Below are 17,665 nucleotides of genomic sequence, written 5' to 3'. Positions count from 1 at the left end.
AAAAAAGGGCGGAATCAGTCGAGCTTCAAACCGGCTGTTTGAACCACTTTTTGCCAGCGCTGGCGCTCGGTGCTCAGGAAGCGCGCGGTCTCGGCGGGGTTCATGGTCACGACCTCGGCGCCCTGGCCCGTGAGGCGGGCGCGCACCTCGGGCGAGCGGATGGCGGTGATCAGGGCCTCATGCAGGCGCTGGACCACGGCCTCGGGCGTCTTGGCCGGAACGACCACGCCTTGCCAGGTGCCGGTCTCGAAGCCGGGCACGCCCTGCTCGGCGATGGTGGGCACGTTGGCGGCCAGCGGCATGCGCGTGCCCTTGGACAGGCCCAGCAGCTTGAGCTTGCCGCTTTGCACATGGGGGTAGGTGGCCAGCATGCCGTTCATCAGCACCTGGGTCTGGCCTGCCACCGTGTCCTGGATGGACTGCACGCCGCCCTTGTAGGGCACGTATTCCCAGCGGGCGCCCGTGGCGCGCGCCAGTTCCACGCCGGCCAGGTGCGGGGCGCTGCCCGTGGCGGTGACGGCAAAGCTCAGGTCTTCCTTCTTGGACAGGGCCACCAGCTCCTGCAGGTTGTTCGCCGGCACTGAAGGGTGGACGACCAGCAGGTGGGGCGAGTAGGCCAGCATGGCCGTGCCGCGCAGGTCCCGGGACAGGTCGAAGGACAGCTTGGTGTAGAGCGAGGGCGAGATGGCCAGCGCACCCAGGTCGCACAGCATCAGCGTGTGGCCGTCGGGCTGGGCCTTGGCCACCATGTCGGCACCCAGGTTGCCGTTGGCGCCGGGCTTGTTCTCGATGACCACGGGCTGCTTGAGTTCTGCCGACAGCAGCGGGCCGATGGCGCGCGCAATGATGTCCGAGCTGCCACCCGGCGGGTAGGGCACCACCAGGCGCAGCGGCCGCGTGGGCCAGTTGCTCTGGGCCAGCGCACCGGCGCCGGTGGCTACGAGGGCGGTGGCGCCAGCGGCGCGCAGGAACTGCTTTCGGCTCAGGGTCATGCTCTTGTCTCCGGGTTTTGTGTTGTCAGTTGTCGTACAACTGAAGCCGATTTTTAACCGAGATTTGCGAGCAGTGATAAAGGGTTTTCCCTTGGTTGTCTGAATTCCCGTGACAAAGCCATCGGCCCCGAAAGGCCCATGGGAGCACTCAGGCGGCGCTGGTCTTTTGCGCCAGGCGCAGGCGTTCGCGGCTGTTGGTCAGGTGGATGCGCATGGCCGCGCGGGCCGAGTCGGCATCCTGGCGCTCGATGGCGGCGAGGATTTCCTCATGCTCGCGGTTGACGCGGCGCAGGTAATCGGGGTCGCGCTGGGGCTGGTGGATGGAGGCGATGCGCGTGCGCGGAATCAGCTGGGCGCCGAAGTGCCGCAGGATGTCGCCGAAGTAGCGGTTGCCCGTGGCCTCGGCGATCTGGGTGTGGAAGGCCAGGTCATGGGCCACCGTGTCCTCGCCGCGCGCAAAGGCGATCTCGAAGGCCTGCAGCGCCATGCGTATGCCCTGAAGCTGCTCGGGGCTGCGACGCAGCGCGGCCAGGCCGGCGCTTTCGGTCTCCAGGCTGATGCGCAGCTCCAGCACGGCCATCACGTCCACGGCGGCCGTCAGCTCGTCGGCATTGAGCATCAGCGTGGATGCGGGCTGGGCGGCGCGCACGAAGGTGCCTATGCCGTGGCGCGTCTCCACCAGGCCCGAGGCCTGCAGGCGCGACAGCGCCTCGCGCACCACGGTGCGGCTGACTTCGTAGGTCTGCACCAGCGACGACTCCGTGGGCAGCTTCTCGCCTTCGGCCAGCAGGCCGTTGCGGATCTTGCTCGCGAACTCGTCGAACAGCAGGGCGGCCAGATTGCGGCCGCTGCGACCGGACTTTCCTCGCAGGGGAAGCTCGATCGTTGGGGGTGATGCGGGAAATCCCTTTGCCGAACTTTCCATGGTGCTGATCATAATCGCTCCAAGTTGTACGACAACGTATCACAAGACGTCCACGCCATCGAGTTTTTTCTGATCCTCCTGAGCCCGCATTCCAGATGAGCACCACCCACGCGATCCACGCGATCCGCCACATACGCATCACGCCCATTGCCTTCCGCGATCCGCCGCTGCTCAATGCGGCCGGCATCCACGAGCCCTGGGCGCTGCGTTCCATCATCGAGATCGAGACGGCCTCGGGCCTGGTCGGCATCAACGAGAGCTATGGCGACCAGCCCATGCTCGATGCGCTGGCCAAGGCCGCGCCCGCGCTGGTGGGGCTGTCGCCCTGGGCGCTCAACGAGATGGAGGTCCGCGTCGCGGCCCTGGTGGCGCCGCCTGCGCTGACGGCTTCCGAATTCCTGGGCCAGCAGGTGTCGCTGGCGCCGGGCACGCATGTGTCCAAGACCGTGGCCAAGGTGGTCAGCGCCTTCGAGGTCGCCATGCTGGACCTGCAGGGTCAGATGGCGGGCGCCCCCATCGTGGACCTGCTGGGCGGCGCCGCGCGCGACAGCGTGCCGTTCTCGGCCTACCTGTTCTACAAGTACGCCGAGCACATCGACAGGCCCTATGGACCAGATTCTTCGCCCGACGCCTGGGGCGAGGCCCTGGCGCCGCAGCAGCTGGTGGAGCAGGCGCGGCGCATGATTGCGCAGTACGGTTTCCAGAGCATCAAGCTCAAGGCCGGCACGCTGCCGCCCGAGCAGGAGGCGGCCGGCATCCTGGCGCTGGCCGAGGCCTTTCCGGGCACGCCGCTGCGCATCGATCCCAATGGCAACTGGACGGTGGAGACCAGCCTGAAGATCGTGCAGCAGCTGCAGGGCGTGCTCGAGTACTACGAGGACCCGGCGCCCGGCCTGGACGGCATGGCCGCCGTGGCACGCGAGTGCGATGTGCCGCTGGCTACCAACATGGTGGTGACGGACTTTGCCGAGTTCCGCCGCAACGCCGACATGGGCTGCCCCGTGAAGATCGTGCTCAGCGACCACCATTACTGGGGCGGGCTGCGCGCCACGCAGCGCCTGTCCACGCTGTGCCGCACCTTCGACCTGGGCCTGTCCATGCACAGCAATTCCCACCTGGGCGTGAGCCTGGTGGCCATGACGCACCTGTGCGCCAGCGTACCCCTGCTGACCTATGCCTGCGACACGCACTACCCCTGGCAGGACGAGGAAGTCGTCGAGGGCGGCCGGCTGCAGTTCGAGCAGGGCAGCCTGCGCGTGCCCACGGCGCCCGGCCTGGGTGTGCGGCTGGACCGCGAGGCCCTGGCCCGGCTGCACGACAACTACCTGCACTGCGGCATCCGCAACCGCGACGACCTGGGGCAGATGCGCAAGTACGACCCCGCGTTCACCGGCCACCAGCCGCGCTTCTGAACCCGCTTTCACACCATTCCAACGACAAGCACTTCCCGGAGACAAGCACCATGCAACGCCGCACACTCATCCAACATTCCCTCGCCAGCGCCCTGCTGCTGGGCACGGCCCTGGCCGCCATGCCCGCCGCCGCGCAGGGCAACTGGCCCACGGGCAAGCCCATCACCTACCTGGTGCCGTTCCCGCCTGGCGGCAATACCGATACGCTGGCGCGCGTGATCGCCCAGCCGCTGAGCAAGGCCCTGGGCACGCCCGTGGTGATCGAGAACAAGGGCGGCGCGGGCGGCAGCGTGGGCTCGGCCATTGCGGCGCGCGCACCGGCCGATGGCTACACCATCCTGGGCGGCACCATCAGCTCGCACGCCATCAATGTGAGCCTGTACGCCAAGCTGGACTACGACCCGGTCAAGTCCTTCACGCCGGTGGCCATGCTGGGCTCGGGCCCGCTGGTGCTGGTGGTGCCGGCCTCCAGCCCCTACAAGACGCTGGCCGACGTGCTGGCCGCCAGCAAGGCCAAGGCAGCGGCGGGCGGCCTGACCTCGGCCTCGCCGGGCAGCGGCACCTCCAACCACATGGCGCTGGAGCTGCTGGGCTACCAGACGGGCGTGAAGTTCACCCACGTGCCCTACAAGGGCAGCGGCCCGGCCGTGCAGGACGTGATCGGCGGCCAGGTGGACATGATGTTCGACACCGCCCTGGTCGTCGGCCCCCATGTGCAGGCCGGCAAGCTGCGTCCCATTGCCGTGACCAGCTCGCGGCGCCTGGAGTCGCTGCCCGATGTGCCCACCATCGCCGAGGCCGGCGAGAAGGGCTTCGACATGGGCTCGTGGCAGGCCGTGTTCGCGCCCGCAGGCACGCCCAAGCCTATCGTGGACCGGCTGCATGCGGAGATCATGAAAATCGTCGCCACGCCTGAGGTGCAGGCGCGCCTGAAGAACTTCGGCATGCTGCCCTCGCAGATGACGCCGGCCGAGCTGGGCGAGTACCAGAAGGCCGAGGTGGTCAAGTGGGGGAAGGTGATCAAGGCTGCTGGAATAAAAGCAGAGTGACCCCCTGAGGCGCTTCGCGCCTTCCCCCTTCTCGCTTCGCGGAGGGGGACAACGCCGTCGCCGCGAGGCGGCTCTTGCTCGGCGTTCCTGAGTTGGGACGTGACGGTTGCGAGGGCTGCACTCCGATTGCGACAGGCCCCTAGAAAATTGAGACATTGCCATGAGTACCCCACTTCCTCTTTCCATCCGCATGCATCCGGCCGACAACGTGGCCATCGTGGCCAATGACGGGGGGTTGCCTGCGGGCACGGTGATGCCCGGGGGGCTGGTGCTGGTCGACAAGGTGCCGCAGGCGCACAAGGTGGCGCTGGTGGACATTGCCGAGGGCGGCGAGGTGCGCCGCTACAACGTGGTGATCGGCTATGCGCTGCAGGCCATTGCCGCGGGAAGCTGGGTGCATGAGCGGCTGCTGCGCATGCCGGGGGCGCTGTCTCTTGAGGGGTTGCCGATCGCCACGGTGCAGCCGCCCGAGCTGCCGCCGCTGACGGGCTACACCTTCGAGGGCTACCGCAATGCCGATGGCACGGTGGGCACGCGCAATATCCTGGCCATCACCACCACGGTGCAGTGCGTGGCCGGAGTGCTGGATTTCGCGGTGGGCCGCATCAAGGCCGAGCTGCTGCCGCGCTATCCGAATGTGGACGATGTGGTGGGCCTGGAGCACAGCTATGGCTGCGGCGTGGCCATCGATGCCGTGGGCGCCGAGATTCCGCAGCGCACGCTGCGCAACATCAGCCACAACCCGAATTTTGGCGGCGAGGTGATGGTGGTGAGCCTGGGCTGCGAGAAGCTGCAGCCCGAGCGGCTGCTGCCGCCGGGGTCCTTCCCCATCGTCGATGAGCGAGAGCCCGCGCTGGACGTGGTCTGCCTGCAGGACGAGGCGCATGTGGGCTTCATGTCGATGGTGGACTCCATCATGGGCAGCGCCAGGGTGCATCTGGAGCGGCTGAACGCGCGCCGGCGCGAGACCGTGCCGGCCAGCGCCCTGGTGGTGGGCGTGCAGTGCGGCGGCAGCGATGCGTTCAGCGGCGTCACGGCCAATCCGGCCGTGGGCTTTTGCACCGATTTGCTGGTGCGCGCAGGCGCCACCGTGATGTTCAGCGAGGTGACCGAGGTGCGCGACGGCATCGACCAGCTCACCTCGCGCGCCTCCAGCCCCGAGGTGGCCGAAGCCATGATCGAGGAGATGGCCTGGTACGACGCCTACCTGGACAAGGGCCGCGTGGACCGCAGCGCCAACACCACGCCGGGCAACAAGAAGGGCGGCCTGTCTAACATCGTCGAGAAGGCCATGGGCTCCATCATCAAGAGTGGCACGGCGCCCATCACCGGCGTGCTGTCGCCGGGCCAGCGTCTGGCCGACCGGGGCATCCAAAGCGGCCTGGTCTATGCGGCCACGCCGGCCAGCGATTTCATCTGCGGCACGCTGCAGCTGGCCGCCGGCATGAACCTGCATGTGTTCACCACGGGCCGGGGCACGCCCTACGGCCTGGCCCAGGTGCCCGTGATCAAGGTGGCCACGCGCAGCGACCTGGCGCGGCGCTGGCATGACCTGATGGACGTGAACGCGGGCCGCATCGCCGAAGGCCAGGCCAGCATCGAGGACGTGGGCTGGGAGATGTTCCGCCTGATGCTGGACGTGGCCAGCGGCCGCAAGAAGACCTGGGCGGAGCAGTGGAAGCTGCACAACGCCCTGGTGCTGTTCAATCCAGCGCCCGTGACCTGAGCCGCGCACACAGGCCCCTGTCGGCACAGGCTGACAGGGCGCCGGTGCGCCGCTGCGCACAATGGGGGCCATGCCCTCAGATACCCCGGAAACTCCCCCCGCCTCGTCCTGGTCCGCACGCCTGCAGCGCCTGATGGAGCTGAACCCGCTGCGCGCCATGTGGAATGCCGTGCAGCTGTGGCTGGACGCCGATGGCCTGCGCATGAGCGCGGCCATGTCCTTCTACGGCATCCTGAGCCTGGCGCCGCTGCTGCTGCTGCTGGTCGGCCTGCTGGGCTGGTGGGTGGACCGCAGCTATGTGGAGCACCAGTTGATCGACCAGGTGCAGGACGTGATCGGCGAGCGCGGCGCCCAGGTGGTGCGCGGTGCGCTAGAAAGCGCCCAGCGGCCCGACGAGGGGCGGCTGGCCTCGCTGTTCGGCTTCATCCTGCTGATGTCGGGCGCCACGGGTGTGTTCGTGGAGCTGCAGTCCGCGCTGGAAAAGCTCTGGACCTCGAACGGCGAGCCACCGCCGCCCAAGGCCGTGTGGTGGCGCATGGCCGCGCTGCGGCTGCGCGGCCTGACCTATGTGCTGGCGCTGGGCTTCTTGCTGCTGGTGTCCATGGCTCTGTCCACGGCCATCCAGCTGATCACCAACTGGGCCGGCACCAAGCTGCAGATTCAGCCGCTGGGGCCGCTGATCAGCCTGATCAACGAATGCGTGTCCTTCGGCATTGCCGTGCTGCTCTTCGTGGGGCTGATGCGCATCGGCAGTGGCCCCAAGCCCCGGCTGCGCTATCTCATCTTCGGCGCCATCGTCGGCGCCCTGCTGTTCACGCTGGGCAAGCAGGCCCTGGCCTGGTATCTGTCCACGGCGGCCGTGGTCTCGGCCTATGGCGCGGCGGGTTCGCTGGTGGTGCTGTTGATGTGGATCTATTTCTCGTCGGCCATCCTGCTGCTGTCGGCCGCCACGGCCAAGGCTTTCAGCGACGCCGAGGTGCGCTTCACCCACCCCATCCGCTGGGCGCCGCCCGCCGGTCCAGCGCAGGCCAGGGACACTTCGGACGGCAAGGGCTGAGCGGCTGCATTTCGACGAAGATGAACGCCTGCGCCGCGGCCCGCAAAGCCGCGGCGCAGGGCGTTTGGGAGTGGAACAATGCAGCGAAAGTCCCCGGGCACCGAGGCCCGGGGCCAAGGACAACATGGACCGATTGCAGACCATGCGGGTGTTTCAGACCGTGGCCGACGAGGCCGGGTTTTCGGCGGCGGCGCGTCGCCTGGACATGTCCGTGCCCACGGTCACGCGCCTGGTGGCCGACCTGGAGCAGCACCTGGGCACGCGGCTGCTGCAGCGCACCACGCGCAGCGTGTCGCTGACCGAGGCCGGCGAGGCCTATCTGGAGCGCGTGCGCGGCATCCTGGCCGATGTGGAGGATGCCTTCAGCCTGGCGCAGGCGCACACGCTGGAGCTGTCGGGCGCCGTGCGCGTGCTCACGCCGCCCGTGTTTGCCGAGCATGTGCTGGCGCCGCTGGTGGCGGACTTCCACCGCCTGCACCCGCGCATCTGCATCGAGGTTTTCGTGGAGTCGGCCAGCGAGGCCGCCGTGGGCGAGTACGACATCACCTTCCTCAACGCCGAGGAGGGTTATGACGGCAACGTGGTGGCGCGGCCCATCGTCACCACCTGCGGCCTGGCCTGCGCCTCGCCCGAGTACCTGGACGCCCATGGCGTGCCCGCCGTGCCCGGGGATCTGGCGGGCCACCAGTGCCTGCTGCGCCGCCGCGCCCAGGGCCGCTCCGACGTGCTGCGCCTGCGCCGGCTCGATGGCAACGCGGGCGAGGCCGAGGTGGCCGTGCAGCCCGTGCTGGTGGCCAACCACACCGGCACGCTGCTGCGTGCCACGCTGGACGGCGCGGGCATCAGCACCCAGCCGCTGGACCTGATTGCGCGCCACCTGCGTTCGGGCCGGCTGCGCCATGTGCTGCCCGAATGGACCACGGGCCATTTCACGCTCTACGCCACCTTGCCCACTCGCAAGTTCATGCCGGCGCGCGTGCGCAGCTTCCTGGACTTCGTGGCCGAGCACACGCAGCGCTCCATGCAGGGCCTGCCCGCCAACTTGCCGGCCCTGTCCATCTGAGCGCGGCTGTCATCTAGGTTACTGGCGGGGCCCTGAGGGTCTCGGGGTTTCCCAGGTGAATTCCGCTGTGCGGAATCTTCGGGTTGATCGTGGCGCCGCCCCCCTCCTAAGCTGGCCTTGCCTGTCTGCCGCATGCGTTGTCGCGCCGCGCCGGCCGGCCATGCAAAGGAGACAAGACAATGCAAGCACAGACCCTGGCCGGGCGCCGAGCCGCGCCTTTCCGCAGGAGGCGTTGATGGACGTTTTTCTGCAGCAAGTGCTCAACGGCCTGACCCTGGGCGGCATCTACGGCCTGGTGGCCCTGGGCCTGACCCTGGTCTACGGCATCCTGCACGTGCCCAATTTCGCGCACGGCGGCTTCTACATGATCGGCGCCTTCGTGGCCTTCCAGGCCATGGTGGCCTGGAGCTGGGGCTACTGGGCGGCCATGCTGACCGCAGCCGTCGCGGTGGCGGTGCTGGGCATCGTCAGCGAGCGGCTGATCTTCCATCCGCTGCGCAAGGCCTCGCCCCTGCATCCCAAGATCGCCTCCATCGGGCTGCTGCTGTTCCTGGAGGCGGGTGCCCAGGCGCTGTGGGGCGCGGACTTCCAGCGCATGCCCACGCCCTACACCTCCATCGTGGAGATGGGCGGCATCACGGCGCCCGCGCAGCGCCTGCTGATCATCGGCGCGGCCTTTGCGCTGATGGTGGCCCTGCACCTGTTCCTGACGCGCACCATCACGGGCGCGACCATCATCGCCATGGCGCAGAACCGCGAGGGCGCATCCATGGTGGGCATCGACGCCAACCGCGTGTCCATGCTGACCTTTGCCATCTCGGGCGTGCTCGCGGCCGTGGCGGCCACGCTGTATGCGCCCATCAACCTGGTCTATCCGGCCATGGGCCACCTGGTCATCACCAAGGCCTTCGTGATCATCATCCTGGGCGGCATGGGCAGCATCCCGGGCGCCGTGCTGGGCGGGCTGATCATCGGCTTTGCCGAGAGCTTCGGCGCCTACTACATCTCCACCGACTACAAGGACATCATCGCCTTCGTGCTGCTGGTGGTGATCCTGTCGCTGCGCCCGCAGGGCCTGTTCGCCAAGAGGAGTCATTGAATGAACGGATTCATCGACTCCCGCGTCGCCTGGGGCCTGCTGCTGGCCGCCGGCATCGCCTTTCCCTGGCTGGCGGGCAACGACTACCACCTCACGGTGATGAGCACGGCCTACATCTTCGCCATCGCCACGCTGGGCCTGAACCTGATCACGGGCTACACGGGCCAGCTCAACCTCGCGCATGCGGGCTTCATGGCCGCGGGCGCCTATACCGTGGGCATCCTCACGGTGGATCATGGCTGGCCGTTCTGGGGCGGGCTGGTGATGTCGGGCGTGGTGTGCGCGGTGCTGGGCTACCTGATCGGCATCGTCTCGCTGCGCCTGAAGGGGCACTACTTCTCGATCTTCACGCTGTGCGTGGGCTACATCATGTTCCTCGTGATCGAGAAGTGGGAGGGCCTGACCCACGGCACGGTAGGCATCATGGGCATCCCCGCGCCCGAGGCCCTGGGCGCGCTGAGCTTCGAGTCGCCGCTGGCGCTGTACTACCTGGTGCTGGCCTTCCTCGTGGCCTCGGTCTGGGTGATGCGGCGCATCGTCCGGTCGCTGCTGGGCCGCACCTTCATGGCCATCCGCAACAGCGACGAGCTGGCCGAGGCGCTGGGCATCAACCTCATGCGCAACAAGGTGCTGGCCTTCATGTTGAGCGTGGTCTACGCGGGCGTGGCGGGCGGCCTGTACGCCGGCTTCGTGCGCTTCATCGGTCCCGACATGGCCGGCGTGCACCACACCTTCGACATGATGATCTTCGCCATGGTCGGCGGCATGGGCACGGTGCTGGGGCCGCTGCTGGGCGCCATCGGCATGCCCTGGATCACGCAGTACCTGCAGTTCCTGCAGGAGTACCGCTTCATCGTCTTCGGCCCGATTCTCGTGATGCTGGTGATCTTCATGCCCTACGGCGTGGTGGGCAGCTTCACCGCATGGCGCGCGCGCCGCAATGCCAAGGAGGGCAAGCCGCATGCTCAAGATTGACCACCTGACCAAGACCTTCGGCGGGCTGGCTGCCGTCAACGATGTCAGCACCGTGATCGAGGAAGGCCGCATCAACGCCATCATCGGCCCCAACGGCGCGGGCAAGACCACGTTCTTCAACCTGATCAGCTGCGTGCACAAGCCCACCTCGGGCACCATCACCTTCAACGGCCAGGACGTGACCTCGCTGCGCACCGACCAGGTGGCGAAACTGGGCGTGGCACGCACCTTCCAGACCACGGCGCTGTTCGACCGCGCCACGGTGCTGGACAACCTCATCGTGGGCCACCGGCTGCGCACGCGCTCAGGCCTGTGGGACGTGCTGCGCGGCTCCAGCCGCCTGCGCGAGGAAGAGCGCGTGTGCCGCGAGAAGGCGCGCGACGCGCTGGACTTCGTGGGCTTGTCGCATGTGGCCGGCCGCATCGCGGGCGACATCACGCAGGAGGAGCGCAAGCGCGTGGCCTTCGCGCTGGCCCTGGCCACCGACCCGAAGCTGATGCTGCTCGACGAGCCTGCCGGCGGCGTCAACCCAGAGGAGACCGAAGGCCTGGCCGAGCTGATCCGCAAGCTGGTGCGCCATGGCATCACGGTGGCGCTGATCGAGCACAAGATGGGCATGATCATGAGCCTGGCCGACAAGATCCTGGTGCTCAGCTACGGCGAGAAGATCGCCGAGGGCACGCCCGAGGAAATACGCCGCAACCCCGCCGTCATCGATGCCTACCTGGGGAGCGAGCATGCTGAAGTTTGAGAACGTGTCGCTGCGCTACGGCAGCTTCCTGGCGCTGGACGGAGTCAGCCTGCATGCCGACCGCGGCGAGCTGGTGGTGCTGCTGGGCGCCAACGGCGCGGGCAAGAGTTCGCTGTTCCTCACGGCCAGCGGCATCCACAAGGCCGCGGGCGGCTCCATCGTCTGGAATGGCAAGGAGCTGGCTGGCAGCAAGCCATCGGCCATCGTGCAGTCCGGCGTGGTGCAGTGCCCCGAGGGGCGCAAGCTGTTCCCCCAGATGTCGGTGCTGCGCAACCTGCAGCTGGGCGCCTATGTGCACCGCCGCGACCCCGGCCCCAGCCAGAAGACGCTGCAGGAGGTGATGGAGCTGTTTCCCATCCTGCGCGAGAAGCAGCACGACCCGGCCGGCTCGCTGTCGGGCGGCCAGCAGCAGATGGTGGCCATCGGCCGCGCCATGATGGGCCGGCCCCAGGCCCTGCTGCTGGACGAGCCCTCGCTGGGCCTGGCGCCCCTGGTCATCAAGCAGATGTTCGAGGCCATACAGCGCATCAACGCGGCCGGCACCACCGTGCTGCTGGCCGAGCAGAACGCCTATGCGGCGCTGAAGATCGCGCACCGCGCCTATGTGATGGAAAGCGGCCGCATCGTGCGCGAGGGCAGGCCGGCCGAGCTGCTGGCCGACGACTCCATCCGCAAGGCGTACATCGGCGCATGACGCCGCCTCTTGCCTCTACCCAAGCCACCACCACCAACGATCCAAGGAGACAGACATGACAGCATTCGCACCATTGACCCGCCGCAGGGTGGGCACGCTGGCCCTGGCCTGCGCCGCCGTGGCCGCCGCCGGCCCTGCGCTGGCGCAGGAGGTGGTCAAGATCGGCTACTCGGGCCCGCTGTCCGGCGGCGCTGCCCAGTACGGCAAGAACGTGCTCGACGGCATGCAGATGGCCGTCTCCGAGATCAATGCCGCAGCCCCCGAGATCGGTGGCAAGAAGGTCAAGATCGAGATCGTTCCGCTGGACGACAAGTACAACCCGTCCGAGACAGCGATCAACGCCCAGCGCCTGGTGCAGCAGCACAAGACGGCGGCCATCCTGGTGCCGCATTCGGGCGGCATCTTCGCGCTGCAGACCACCAACGAGCGCAGCAACTTCATCGTGCTGGCCTACAGCTCGGTGCCGCAGATCACCAACCGGGGCAACAAGCTGACCCTGCGCATCCCGCCCGAGTTCACTTCGTACATCGACCCGTTCTCCAAGTACGTGATGGGCCGCTTCGGCAAGAAGGTGGCCCTGGTCGGCGCCGACCACGACTACGCCAAGGCCTGGGTCGCCGCCTTCAAGCCCGGCTGGGAAAAGCTGGGCGGCACCGTGGTGGCCGAGAACGCCATGAGCTACAACCGCGCCACCGACTTCTACAGCGGTGTGAGCAAGGCCCTGGCCGAGAAGCCCGACGTGCTCTTCGTGGGCGGTGCCTCCGAGCCCACGGCCCTGGTCGTCAAGCAGGCGCGCGAGCTGGGCTTCAAGGGTGGCTTCGTGGTCATGGACCAGGCCAAGCTCGACGAAATGGCCCGCGTGGTCGGCAGCTATGCGCCGCTGGAAGGCGCCATCGGCGTCATGCCCGTCTCCGAGGACACCAAGCCCGAGAACAAGGCCTTCGTCGAACGCTTCGGCAAGGTCTACCCGGGCCGCATCCCCGGCTCGGAGGCACAGTGGAACTACACGGCCGTGCACGCCACCGTCAAGGCCATGCAGCTGGCCGGCTCGGCCTCGGACACCAAGGCCATCCACGCCAAGCTGGACGAAGCCTACAAATCCCTGCGCCCCGACGTGAACCCTGGCGGCGTCAAGGGCGTGGATGAGCGCGGCGGCACGTTGACCACGGAACGCGGCGCCGCTGTGCGCGACGGCAAGATTGAGGCGGTGATGACGGTGGCGAACAAGTAGAGCGCCGCGCATTCCTCAAAAGACAAAGCGCACCCTTGGGTGCGCTTTGTCTTGGCGTCGCCCTCAAAGAAGGCTCGCTCCACCATCCAGCACCAACGCCTGCCCCGTCATGTGCCGAGACGCATCGGACGCCAGGTAGACCACGGCGCCCTTGAGGTCCTCCTCGCCGCCGATGCGGCGCAGCGGGGCGCGGGCGATAAGCTGGTCGCCGAGCTTGTCGATGAGGCCGTTGGCCAGCTTGCTGGGGAAGAAGCCCGGGCAGATGGAGTTGACGCGGATGCCGTAGTGGCCCCATTCCGAGGCCAGGGTGCGCGCCAGGTGCACGGCGGCCGCCTTGGAGGTGTTGTAGGCCACGGTGTTCATGCCGGGCGGCGTGCCCTTGAAGGCCGCGACCGAGGCCGTGATGATCACGTTGCCCTGGCCCTTGGGGATCATCACGCGCCTGGCCACTTCGCGGGTGAGGAAGAAGGGCGCGGAGACGTTGAGGTTCATGACCTTGTTCCAGGCCTCGTCCGGGTATTCCTCGGCCTTGGCGCCCCAGGTGGCGCCGGCGTTGTTGACGAGGATGTCGATGTCGCCGCAGCGCGTCAGCACGTCGTCGACCAGGGCGGGGATGGTGTCGAACTTCTGCAGATCGTTGGTGAAGGTCTCGACCTGGTAGCCCAGGCCTTGCAGGTGGGCCTTGGCCTCGGCCAGTTCGTCGGACTTGCGCGCCGTGATGGCGAGGCGGGCGCCCATCTCGCCCAGCGCCTCGGCCATCTGCAGGCCCAGGCCGCGCGAGCCTCCGGTGATGAGGGCGGTCTTGCCGGTGAGGTTGAACAGTGCTTTCACGCTCATGCTGGGTGTCTCCTGCCTTGGTTTCCTGATGGTTGAGCAACGCCCTCCATGCTAGGGCGCCAGGGCGGCGCGCGCTGTCGTCTTGGCTACTGTGCGGGTAATGCGCGGGCGCCTGCGGGACAGCCGGCCAGGCCCGGTCTGCGGTCAGGCGCGGTCTATGTCCTGCTGCAGCCGCCGCACCATGCGCTGCAGTGCAGGCACGCCGTCCTGGCGCAGCGCATCGGCCGTGACGAAGCGCGAGGGCCCGCCCAGGCTGACGGCCATCAGCGGCAGGCCACGCCCCGGCGAGAAGGCCAGGGCGATGGCGTTGACCTCGGGCTGCCAGTCGCCGAACGAGCACGACAGCCAGGGTTGCGGATGTGTGCTGGCACCGGGCCACAGCGGCAGCTGGGCCTGGGCGGCGGCCCATTGTTCGGGGGCGTGCGATTGCAGGTAGTCCAGCGCGCGCTGGCGCTCGGATGCGGGGCTGGCGGCCAGCCAGGCGCGGCCCACGGCCGTGGTGGCCAGGGGGATGCGCGAGCCCATGTCCAGGTCGCGGTGCGTGAAGCGCGCGCTGGGGCAGTGCTCGATGTAGACCATGTTGTGCCTGTCGCGTGCGGCCAGGGCCACCTCGGCATCGGTGGTGGCGGCCAGCTTTTGCATCAGCGGGCGCGCGATCTGGCGCACGTCCAGGCGCGAGAGCATGGCGCTGCCCAGGGCCAGCGTGGCTGTGCCCAGGCGGTATTTGCCCTCTTCGGGCACATGGATGAGGTAGCCCAGCGTGGTCAGCGTGTGCGTGAGGCGCGAGACCGTGGACCTGGGCAGTCCGCAGCGCCTGGCGATGTCCTGGTTGCCCAGCAGCTTTTCGCCGGAGCGAAAGCAGGACAGGACATCAAGGCCGCGCGCCAGGGCGACGATGAAGTTGCGGTCATCGTCGCCGGGCTGGGGCGGCGGGGTGCGGGAGGGCGGCATGCGCCGATTATCGGCAGCCGCCCCGCCACGGGGTGTCGTGGGCTTTACTTCTCGACGAAGGCGCGCTCGACCACGAAGTCGCCGGGCGTGGTGGTGTTGCCTTCCTTGAAGCCGCGGTGCTCCAGCAGCTCCTTGAGTTCGTTCAGCATGGCGGGGCTGCCGCACAGCATGACGCGGTCGGTCTCGGGATTGAGCTCGGGCAGGCCGATGTTCTGCGGGAAGGTGCCGGCCGTGATCTGGTTGGAGATGCGGCCCTGGTTGCGGAAGGGCTCGCGCGTCACCGTGGGGTAGTAGACCAGCTTGTCCTTGACGATCTCGCCGAGGAATTCATGCTCGGGCAGTTCCTTCTCGAACAGCTCCTGGTAGGCCAGCTCGCTGGCGTGGCGCACGCCGTGCACGACGACGACCTTCTCGTAGCGCTCGTAGGTCTCGGGGTCGCGGGCCACGGCCAGCCAGGGGGCCAGGCCCGTGCCGGTGCCGATCAGGTACAGGTTCTTGCCGGGCAGCAGGTAGTCGATCAGCAGCGTGCCCGTGGGCTTCTTGCCGACGAGGATGGTGTCGCCGACCTGGATGTTCTGCAGGCGCGAGGTCAGCGGACCGTCGGGCACCTTGATCGACAGGAACTCGAGGTGCTCCTCGTAGTTGGGGCTGGCGATGGAGTAGGCACGCAGCAGGTTCTTGCCGTCGACCTTCAGCCCGATCATCGTGAAATGGCCGTTGGAAAAGCGCAGCGCGGTGTCACGGGTGGTGGTGAAGGAGAAAAGGCGGTCGGTCCAGTGGTGGACGGACAGCACGCGTTCTTCAAGAAAAGCACTCATGTTGGCAATACGGTGAATTCGGGGCAGGCAGTGCCCGCCGGGACGTTGCAATGAGAGGTCAGTGCCATTCAGGCACGCGGTGGCGGGAAGCACAGGGGGCAGGCGCGGTGTGCGCGTTGCCGCTGCTTCGTGGCGGCCGGTGACCGGGGCAAGGTCGCTATTGTCCGGTAAATGGCGTCAAAAGGGGCAGGCGCGAACCTTTGTCTTGATACGGATTAGTGATAAGCAAAATGACGCTGGCTGAATCGCTGCAGCGCTCGCTAGGGCTTTTCGGCCGGGCCAGCGCCAAGCGTCCAGGGCAGGACCGCTTCGGCCAGCCAATCCATGAGCACGCGCACGCGGCGCGGCAATTGGCGGCGCTGGGCGTAGATCAGGTGCAGCGGCATGGGCGGCGGCGGGTGGCGGGGCAGCACCTCGACCAGTTCCCCTGCGTCCAGCAGCGGCTGCACGGCCAGGCGCGGAACCTGGATCAGCCCCAGGCCGGCCTGGCAGGCCGCGAGATACGCCTCGGCGTTGTTCACGGTGAGCGCGCCCGTCATCGCCAGGTACCGGGGCTGGCCATCCTCCTCGTACTCGAAGCCCAGCGGCCGCGCGCCCAGCGTGCGCTGGTAGTGCACCAGCCGGTGACTGCCCAGATCCTGCAGCGTGGCGGGCAGCCCGTGGGCCTGGACATAGCCGGGGCTGGCGCAGGTGGCCAGCGCCACCAGGCCCAGCGGGCGTGCCACCAGGCCGGGCTCGTCCACGGGGCCCAGGCGCAGCACGCAATCAAAGCCTTCGCGCACCAGGTCCACGCGGCGCTCGGTGCAGCTCAGTTCCAGCTCCAGCGCCGGATGGCTTTGCAGCAGTTGCGGCAGCAAGGGCATGACGACGTGGCGCGCCAGGCCGGTGGTCATGTCCAGCCGGACCTTGCCCTGCAGCGGCGCGTCGCCGGCCTGCTGGAACTGGCCCTGGAACTCGTCCACGTCGGCCAGCAGGTCCTGGCAGCGCTCGTAGCAGGCCTGGCCGTCCTGGGTGAGCTGCACGCGCCGCGTGGTCCGGTGCAGCAGCCGCGTGCCCAGCCGCGCCTCCAACTGCTGCACGGCCTGGGAGACGCTGGCCTTGGGCAAACCCATGCTGTCGGCCGCCCGCGTGAAGCTGGCCATCTCGGCCACGCGGCTGAAGATCTGCATCTGCTCCAGAAGCTTGATTGTTTGCATGGGGCGAACAAATAAATCAGAAACAGCCAATTTATCCAAAAATCGACCTTCAATACAGTCGCTGTCATTGCAAACCACCTAACGAGGTCCGCCATGACAGTTTCTCCTTCGACCGCTTCTTCCCCTGCCGCCCGCCGCATCGTCCTCGTCACGGGCGGCAGCCGCGGCCTGGGCCGCAATACGGCAGAGCACCTGGCGCGCCAGGGCTTTGACGTGGTGCTGACCTACCGTGAGCGTGCCGACGAGGCCCAGGCCGCCGTGGCCGCCATCGAGGCGCTGGGCGGGCGGGCCGCCGCCCTGCAGCTGGACGTGGCGCGCAGCGCGGGCTTTGCGGACTTTGCGGCCCGCGTGCGCCAGGCGCTGGCCGATACCTGGCAGGCCGACCGCCTTGATGCGCTGGTGCACAACGCCGGCATCGGCATCAACGCGCCATTCGCCACCACCACCGAGGCGCAGTTCGATGAATTGGTCGCCATCCACCTGAAGGCGCCGTTCTTCCTGAGCCAGCACCTGCTGCCCCTGCTGCGCGATGGCGGCAGCATCATCCACCTGTCCAGCGGGCTCACGCGCTTCACCCAGCCGGGCTATGCGGCCTATGCATCCATGAAGGGCGGGGTGGAGGTGCTGACGCGCTACCTGGCGCGCGAACTGGGCGCGCGCGGCATTCGCGTCAACACGGTGGCGCCGGGGGCGATTGCCACGGATTTCGGCGGCGGCCGTGTGCGCGACGATGCGCAGATGGGCGCCGCCCTGGCCAGCCAGACGGCATTGGGCCGCGTGGGCCTGCCCGACGACATCGGCCCCGTGATGGCCGCCCTGCTGCAGCCCGGCATGGGCTGGGTGCAGGGCCAGCGCATCGAGGCCTCGGGCGGCATGTTTCTCTGAAGGC

At 68.1% G+C, this 17,665-nt stretch carries 17 protein-coding genes; 11 read left to right on the top strand and 6 right to left on the bottom strand.

The window, feature by feature from the left end; all coding sequences use genetic code 11:
* Nucleotides 1–14 precede the first annotated feature (14 nt).
* Nucleotides 15–992, bottom strand: coding sequence for a Bug family tripartite tricarboxylate transporter substrate binding protein (locus tag BO996_RS01735; RefSeq protein ID WP_071953854.1), 978 nt, complete (start codon nucleotides 990–992; stop codon nucleotides 15–17).
* A 148-nt stretch (nucleotides 993–1,140) separates the two neighbouring features.
* On the bottom strand, nucleotides 1,141–1,929 hold the full coding sequence (locus BO996_RS01730) for a FadR/GntR family transcriptional regulator (RefSeq protein ID WP_012202192.1): 789 nt from the start codon (nucleotides 1,927–1,929) through the stop codon (nucleotides 1,141–1,143).
* Nucleotides 1,930–2,012: 83 nt separating this feature from the next.
* Here BO996_RS01730 and BO996_RS01725 point away from each other — a divergent pair, with 83 nt between their 5' ends.
* The 10 genes from BO996_RS01725 (at nucleotide 2,013) to BO996_RS01680 (ending at nucleotide 12,974) form a co-directional block, all read left to right on the top strand.
* Nucleotides 2,013–3,329 (top strand): glucarate dehydratase family protein, encoded by a 1,317-nt coding sequence (locus tag BO996_RS01725; RefSeq protein ID WP_071953853.1) that lies wholly within the window; start codon nucleotides 2,013–2,015, stop codon nucleotides 3,327–3,329.
* Between the two features lie 50 nt (nucleotides 3,330–3,379).
* Complete coding sequence (locus BO996_RS01720; RefSeq protein ID WP_063327751.1) at nucleotides 3,380–4,378, top strand: Bug family tripartite tricarboxylate transporter substrate binding protein; 999 nt, start codon at nucleotides 3,380–3,382, stop codon at nucleotides 4,376–4,378.
* Between the two features lie 160 nt (nucleotides 4,379–4,538).
* Nucleotides 4,539–6,104: a galactarate dehydratase gene (gene garD / locus BO996_RS01715; RefSeq protein ID WP_065345449.1), complete on the top strand. Its 1,566-nt coding sequence runs from the start codon at nucleotides 4,539–4,541 to the stop codon at nucleotides 6,102–6,104.
* Between the two features lie 70 nt (nucleotides 6,105–6,174).
* Nucleotides 6,175–7,161: a YihY/virulence factor BrkB family protein gene (locus BO996_RS01710; protein ID WP_013800134.1), complete on the top strand. Its 987-nt coding sequence runs from the start codon at nucleotides 6,175–6,177 to the stop codon at nucleotides 7,159–7,161.
* Between the two features lie 124 nt (nucleotides 7,162–7,285).
* Nucleotides 7,286–8,224, top strand: coding sequence for a LysR family transcriptional regulator (locus BO996_RS01705; protein ID WP_013800135.1), 939 nt, complete (start codon nucleotides 7,286–7,288; stop codon nucleotides 8,222–8,224).
* A gap of 235 nt (nucleotides 8,225–8,459) precedes the next feature.
* Complete coding sequence (locus tag BO996_RS01700; protein ID WP_012202199.1) at nucleotides 8,460–9,323, top strand: branched-chain amino acid ABC transporter permease; 864 nt, start codon at nucleotides 8,460–8,462, stop codon at nucleotides 9,321–9,323.
* Nucleotides 9,324–10,298 (top strand): branched-chain amino acid ABC transporter permease, encoded by a 975-nt coding sequence (locus BO996_RS01695; protein ID WP_012202200.1) that lies wholly within the window; start codon nucleotides 9,324–9,326, stop codon nucleotides 10,296–10,298.
* Nucleotides 10,285–11,049: an ABC transporter ATP-binding protein gene (locus tag BO996_RS01690; RefSeq protein WP_013800137.1), complete on the top strand. Its 765-nt coding sequence runs from the start codon at nucleotides 10,285–10,287 to the stop codon at nucleotides 11,047–11,049. The genes BO996_RS01695 and BO996_RS01690 overlap by 14 nt, the downstream gene beginning before the upstream one ends.
* Nucleotides 11,036–11,743, top strand: a complete 708-nt coding sequence (locus BO996_RS01685; protein WP_013800138.1) for an ABC transporter ATP-binding protein — start codon at nucleotides 11,036–11,038, stop codon at nucleotides 11,741–11,743. Before BO996_RS01690 ends, BO996_RS01685 begins: the two co-directional genes overlap by 14 nt.
* Before the next feature lie 55 nt (nucleotides 11,744–11,798).
* Entirely contained in the window at nucleotides 11,799–12,974 is a 1,176-nt protein-coding gene (locus BO996_RS01680) for an ABC transporter substrate-binding protein (protein ID WP_071953852.1), read from the top strand.
* A gap of 63 nt (nucleotides 12,975–13,037) precedes the next feature.
* On the opposite strand, the gene BO996_RS01675 is transcribed toward BO996_RS01680, so the two are convergent.
* From BO996_RS01675 to BO996_RS01660, 4 genes are all read right to left on the bottom strand, one after another.
* The gene (locus tag BO996_RS01675) at nucleotides 13,038–13,811 is read right to left on the bottom strand and encodes an SDR family oxidoreductase (RefSeq protein WP_012202205.1); all 774 of its coding nucleotides are present in this window, start codon (nucleotides 13,809–13,811) and stop codon (nucleotides 13,038–13,040) included.
* Between the two features lie 144 nt (nucleotides 13,812–13,955).
* On the bottom strand, nucleotides 13,956–14,762 hold the full coding sequence (locus BO996_RS01670; protein ID WP_012202206.1) for an IclR family transcriptional regulator: 807 nt from the start codon (nucleotides 14,760–14,762) through the stop codon (nucleotides 13,956–13,958).
* Between the two features lie 44 nt (nucleotides 14,763–14,806).
* On the bottom strand, nucleotides 14,807–15,580 hold the full coding sequence (locus tag BO996_RS01665; RefSeq protein WP_012202207.1) for a ferredoxin--NADP reductase: 774 nt from the start codon (nucleotides 15,578–15,580) through the stop codon (nucleotides 14,807–14,809).
* Nucleotides 15,581–15,840: 260 nt separating this feature from the next.
* The gene (locus BO996_RS01660; RefSeq protein ID WP_071953851.1) at nucleotides 15,841–16,776 is read right to left on the bottom strand and encodes a LysR family transcriptional regulator; all 936 of its coding nucleotides are present in this window, start codon (nucleotides 16,774–16,776) and stop codon (nucleotides 15,841–15,843) included.
* 93 nt (nucleotides 16,777–16,869) lie between these two features.
* Between BO996_RS01660 and BO996_RS01655 the strand changes: the two genes are divergently transcribed.
* Nucleotides 16,870–17,661 carry an SDR family NAD(P)-dependent oxidoreductase gene (locus BO996_RS01655; RefSeq protein ID WP_071953850.1) on the top strand — a complete coding sequence of 264 codons (792 nt, stop codon included), beginning with the start codon at nucleotides 16,870–16,872 and terminating at the stop codon, nucleotides 17,659–17,661.
* Nucleotides 17,662–17,665: the final 4 nt, after the last annotated feature.

The sequence above is a fragment of the Delftia sp. HK171 genome (assembly GCF_001886655.1).
Taxonomy (GTDB): Bacteria; Pseudomonadota; Gammaproteobacteria; order Burkholderiales; family Burkholderiaceae_C; genus Comamonas; species Comamonas acidovorans.
This window is presented reverse-complemented; position numbering and strand designations above follow the sequence as displayed.

Coding starts and splice junctions, on each gene's coding strand:
- BO996_RS01690 (WP_013800137.1), top strand. CDS start 10,285: ATGCTCAAGATTGACCACCTGACCAAGACCTTCGGCGGGCTGGCTGCC.
- BO996_RS01700 (WP_012202199.1), top strand. CDS start 8,460: ATGGACGTTTTTCTGCAGCAAGTGCTCAACGGCCTGACCCTGGGCGGC.
- BO996_RS01665 (WP_012202207.1), bottom strand. CDS start 15,580: ATGAGTGCTTTTCTTGAAGAACGCGTGCTGTCCGTCCACCACTGGACC.
- BO996_RS01655 (WP_071953850.1), top strand. CDS start 16,870: ATGACAGTTTCTCCTTCGACCGCTTCTTCCCCTGCCGCCCGCCGCATC.
- BO996_RS01720 (WP_063327751.1), top strand. CDS start 3,380: ATGCAACGCCGCACACTCATCCAACATTCCCTCGCCAGCGCCCTGCTG.
- garD (WP_065345449.1), top strand. CDS start 4,539: ATGAGTACCCCACTTCCTCTTTCCATCCGCATGCATCCGGCCGACAAC.
- BO996_RS01675 (WP_012202205.1), bottom strand. CDS start 13,811: ATGAGCGTGAAAGCACTGTTCAACCTCACCGGCAAGACCGCCCTCATC.
- BO996_RS01660 (WP_071953851.1), bottom strand. CDS start 16,776: ATGCAAACAATCAAGCTTCTGGAGCAGATGCAGATCTTCAGCCGCGTG.
- BO996_RS01725 (WP_071953853.1), top strand. CDS start 2,013: ATGAGCACCACCCACGCGATCCACGCGATCCGCCACATACGCATCACG.
- BO996_RS01710 (WP_013800134.1), top strand. CDS start 6,175: ATGCCCTCAGATACCCCGGAAACTCCCCCCGCCTCGTCCTGGTCCGCA.
- BO996_RS01705 (WP_013800135.1), top strand. CDS start 7,286: ATGGACCGATTGCAGACCATGCGGGTGTTTCAGACCGTGGCCGACGAG.
- BO996_RS01730 (WP_012202192.1), bottom strand. CDS start 1,929: ATGATCAGCACCATGGAAAGTTCGGCAAAGGGATTTCCCGCATCACCC.
- BO996_RS01670 (WP_012202206.1), bottom strand. CDS start 14,762: ATGCCGCCCTCCCGCACCCCGCCGCCCCAGCCCGGCGACGATGACCGC.
- BO996_RS01695 (WP_012202200.1), top strand. CDS start 9,324: ATGAACGGATTCATCGACTCCCGCGTCGCCTGGGGCCTGCTGCTGGCC.
- BO996_RS01735 (WP_071953854.1), bottom strand. CDS start 992: ATGACCCTGAGCCGAAAGCAGTTCCTGCGCGCCGCTGGCGCCACCGCC.
- BO996_RS01685 (WP_013800138.1), top strand. CDS start 11,036: ATGCTGAAGTTTGAGAACGTGTCGCTGCGCTACGGCAGCTTCCTGGCG.
- BO996_RS01680 (WP_071953852.1), top strand. CDS start 11,799: ATGACAGCATTCGCACCATTGACCCGCCGCAGGGTGGGCACGCTGGCC.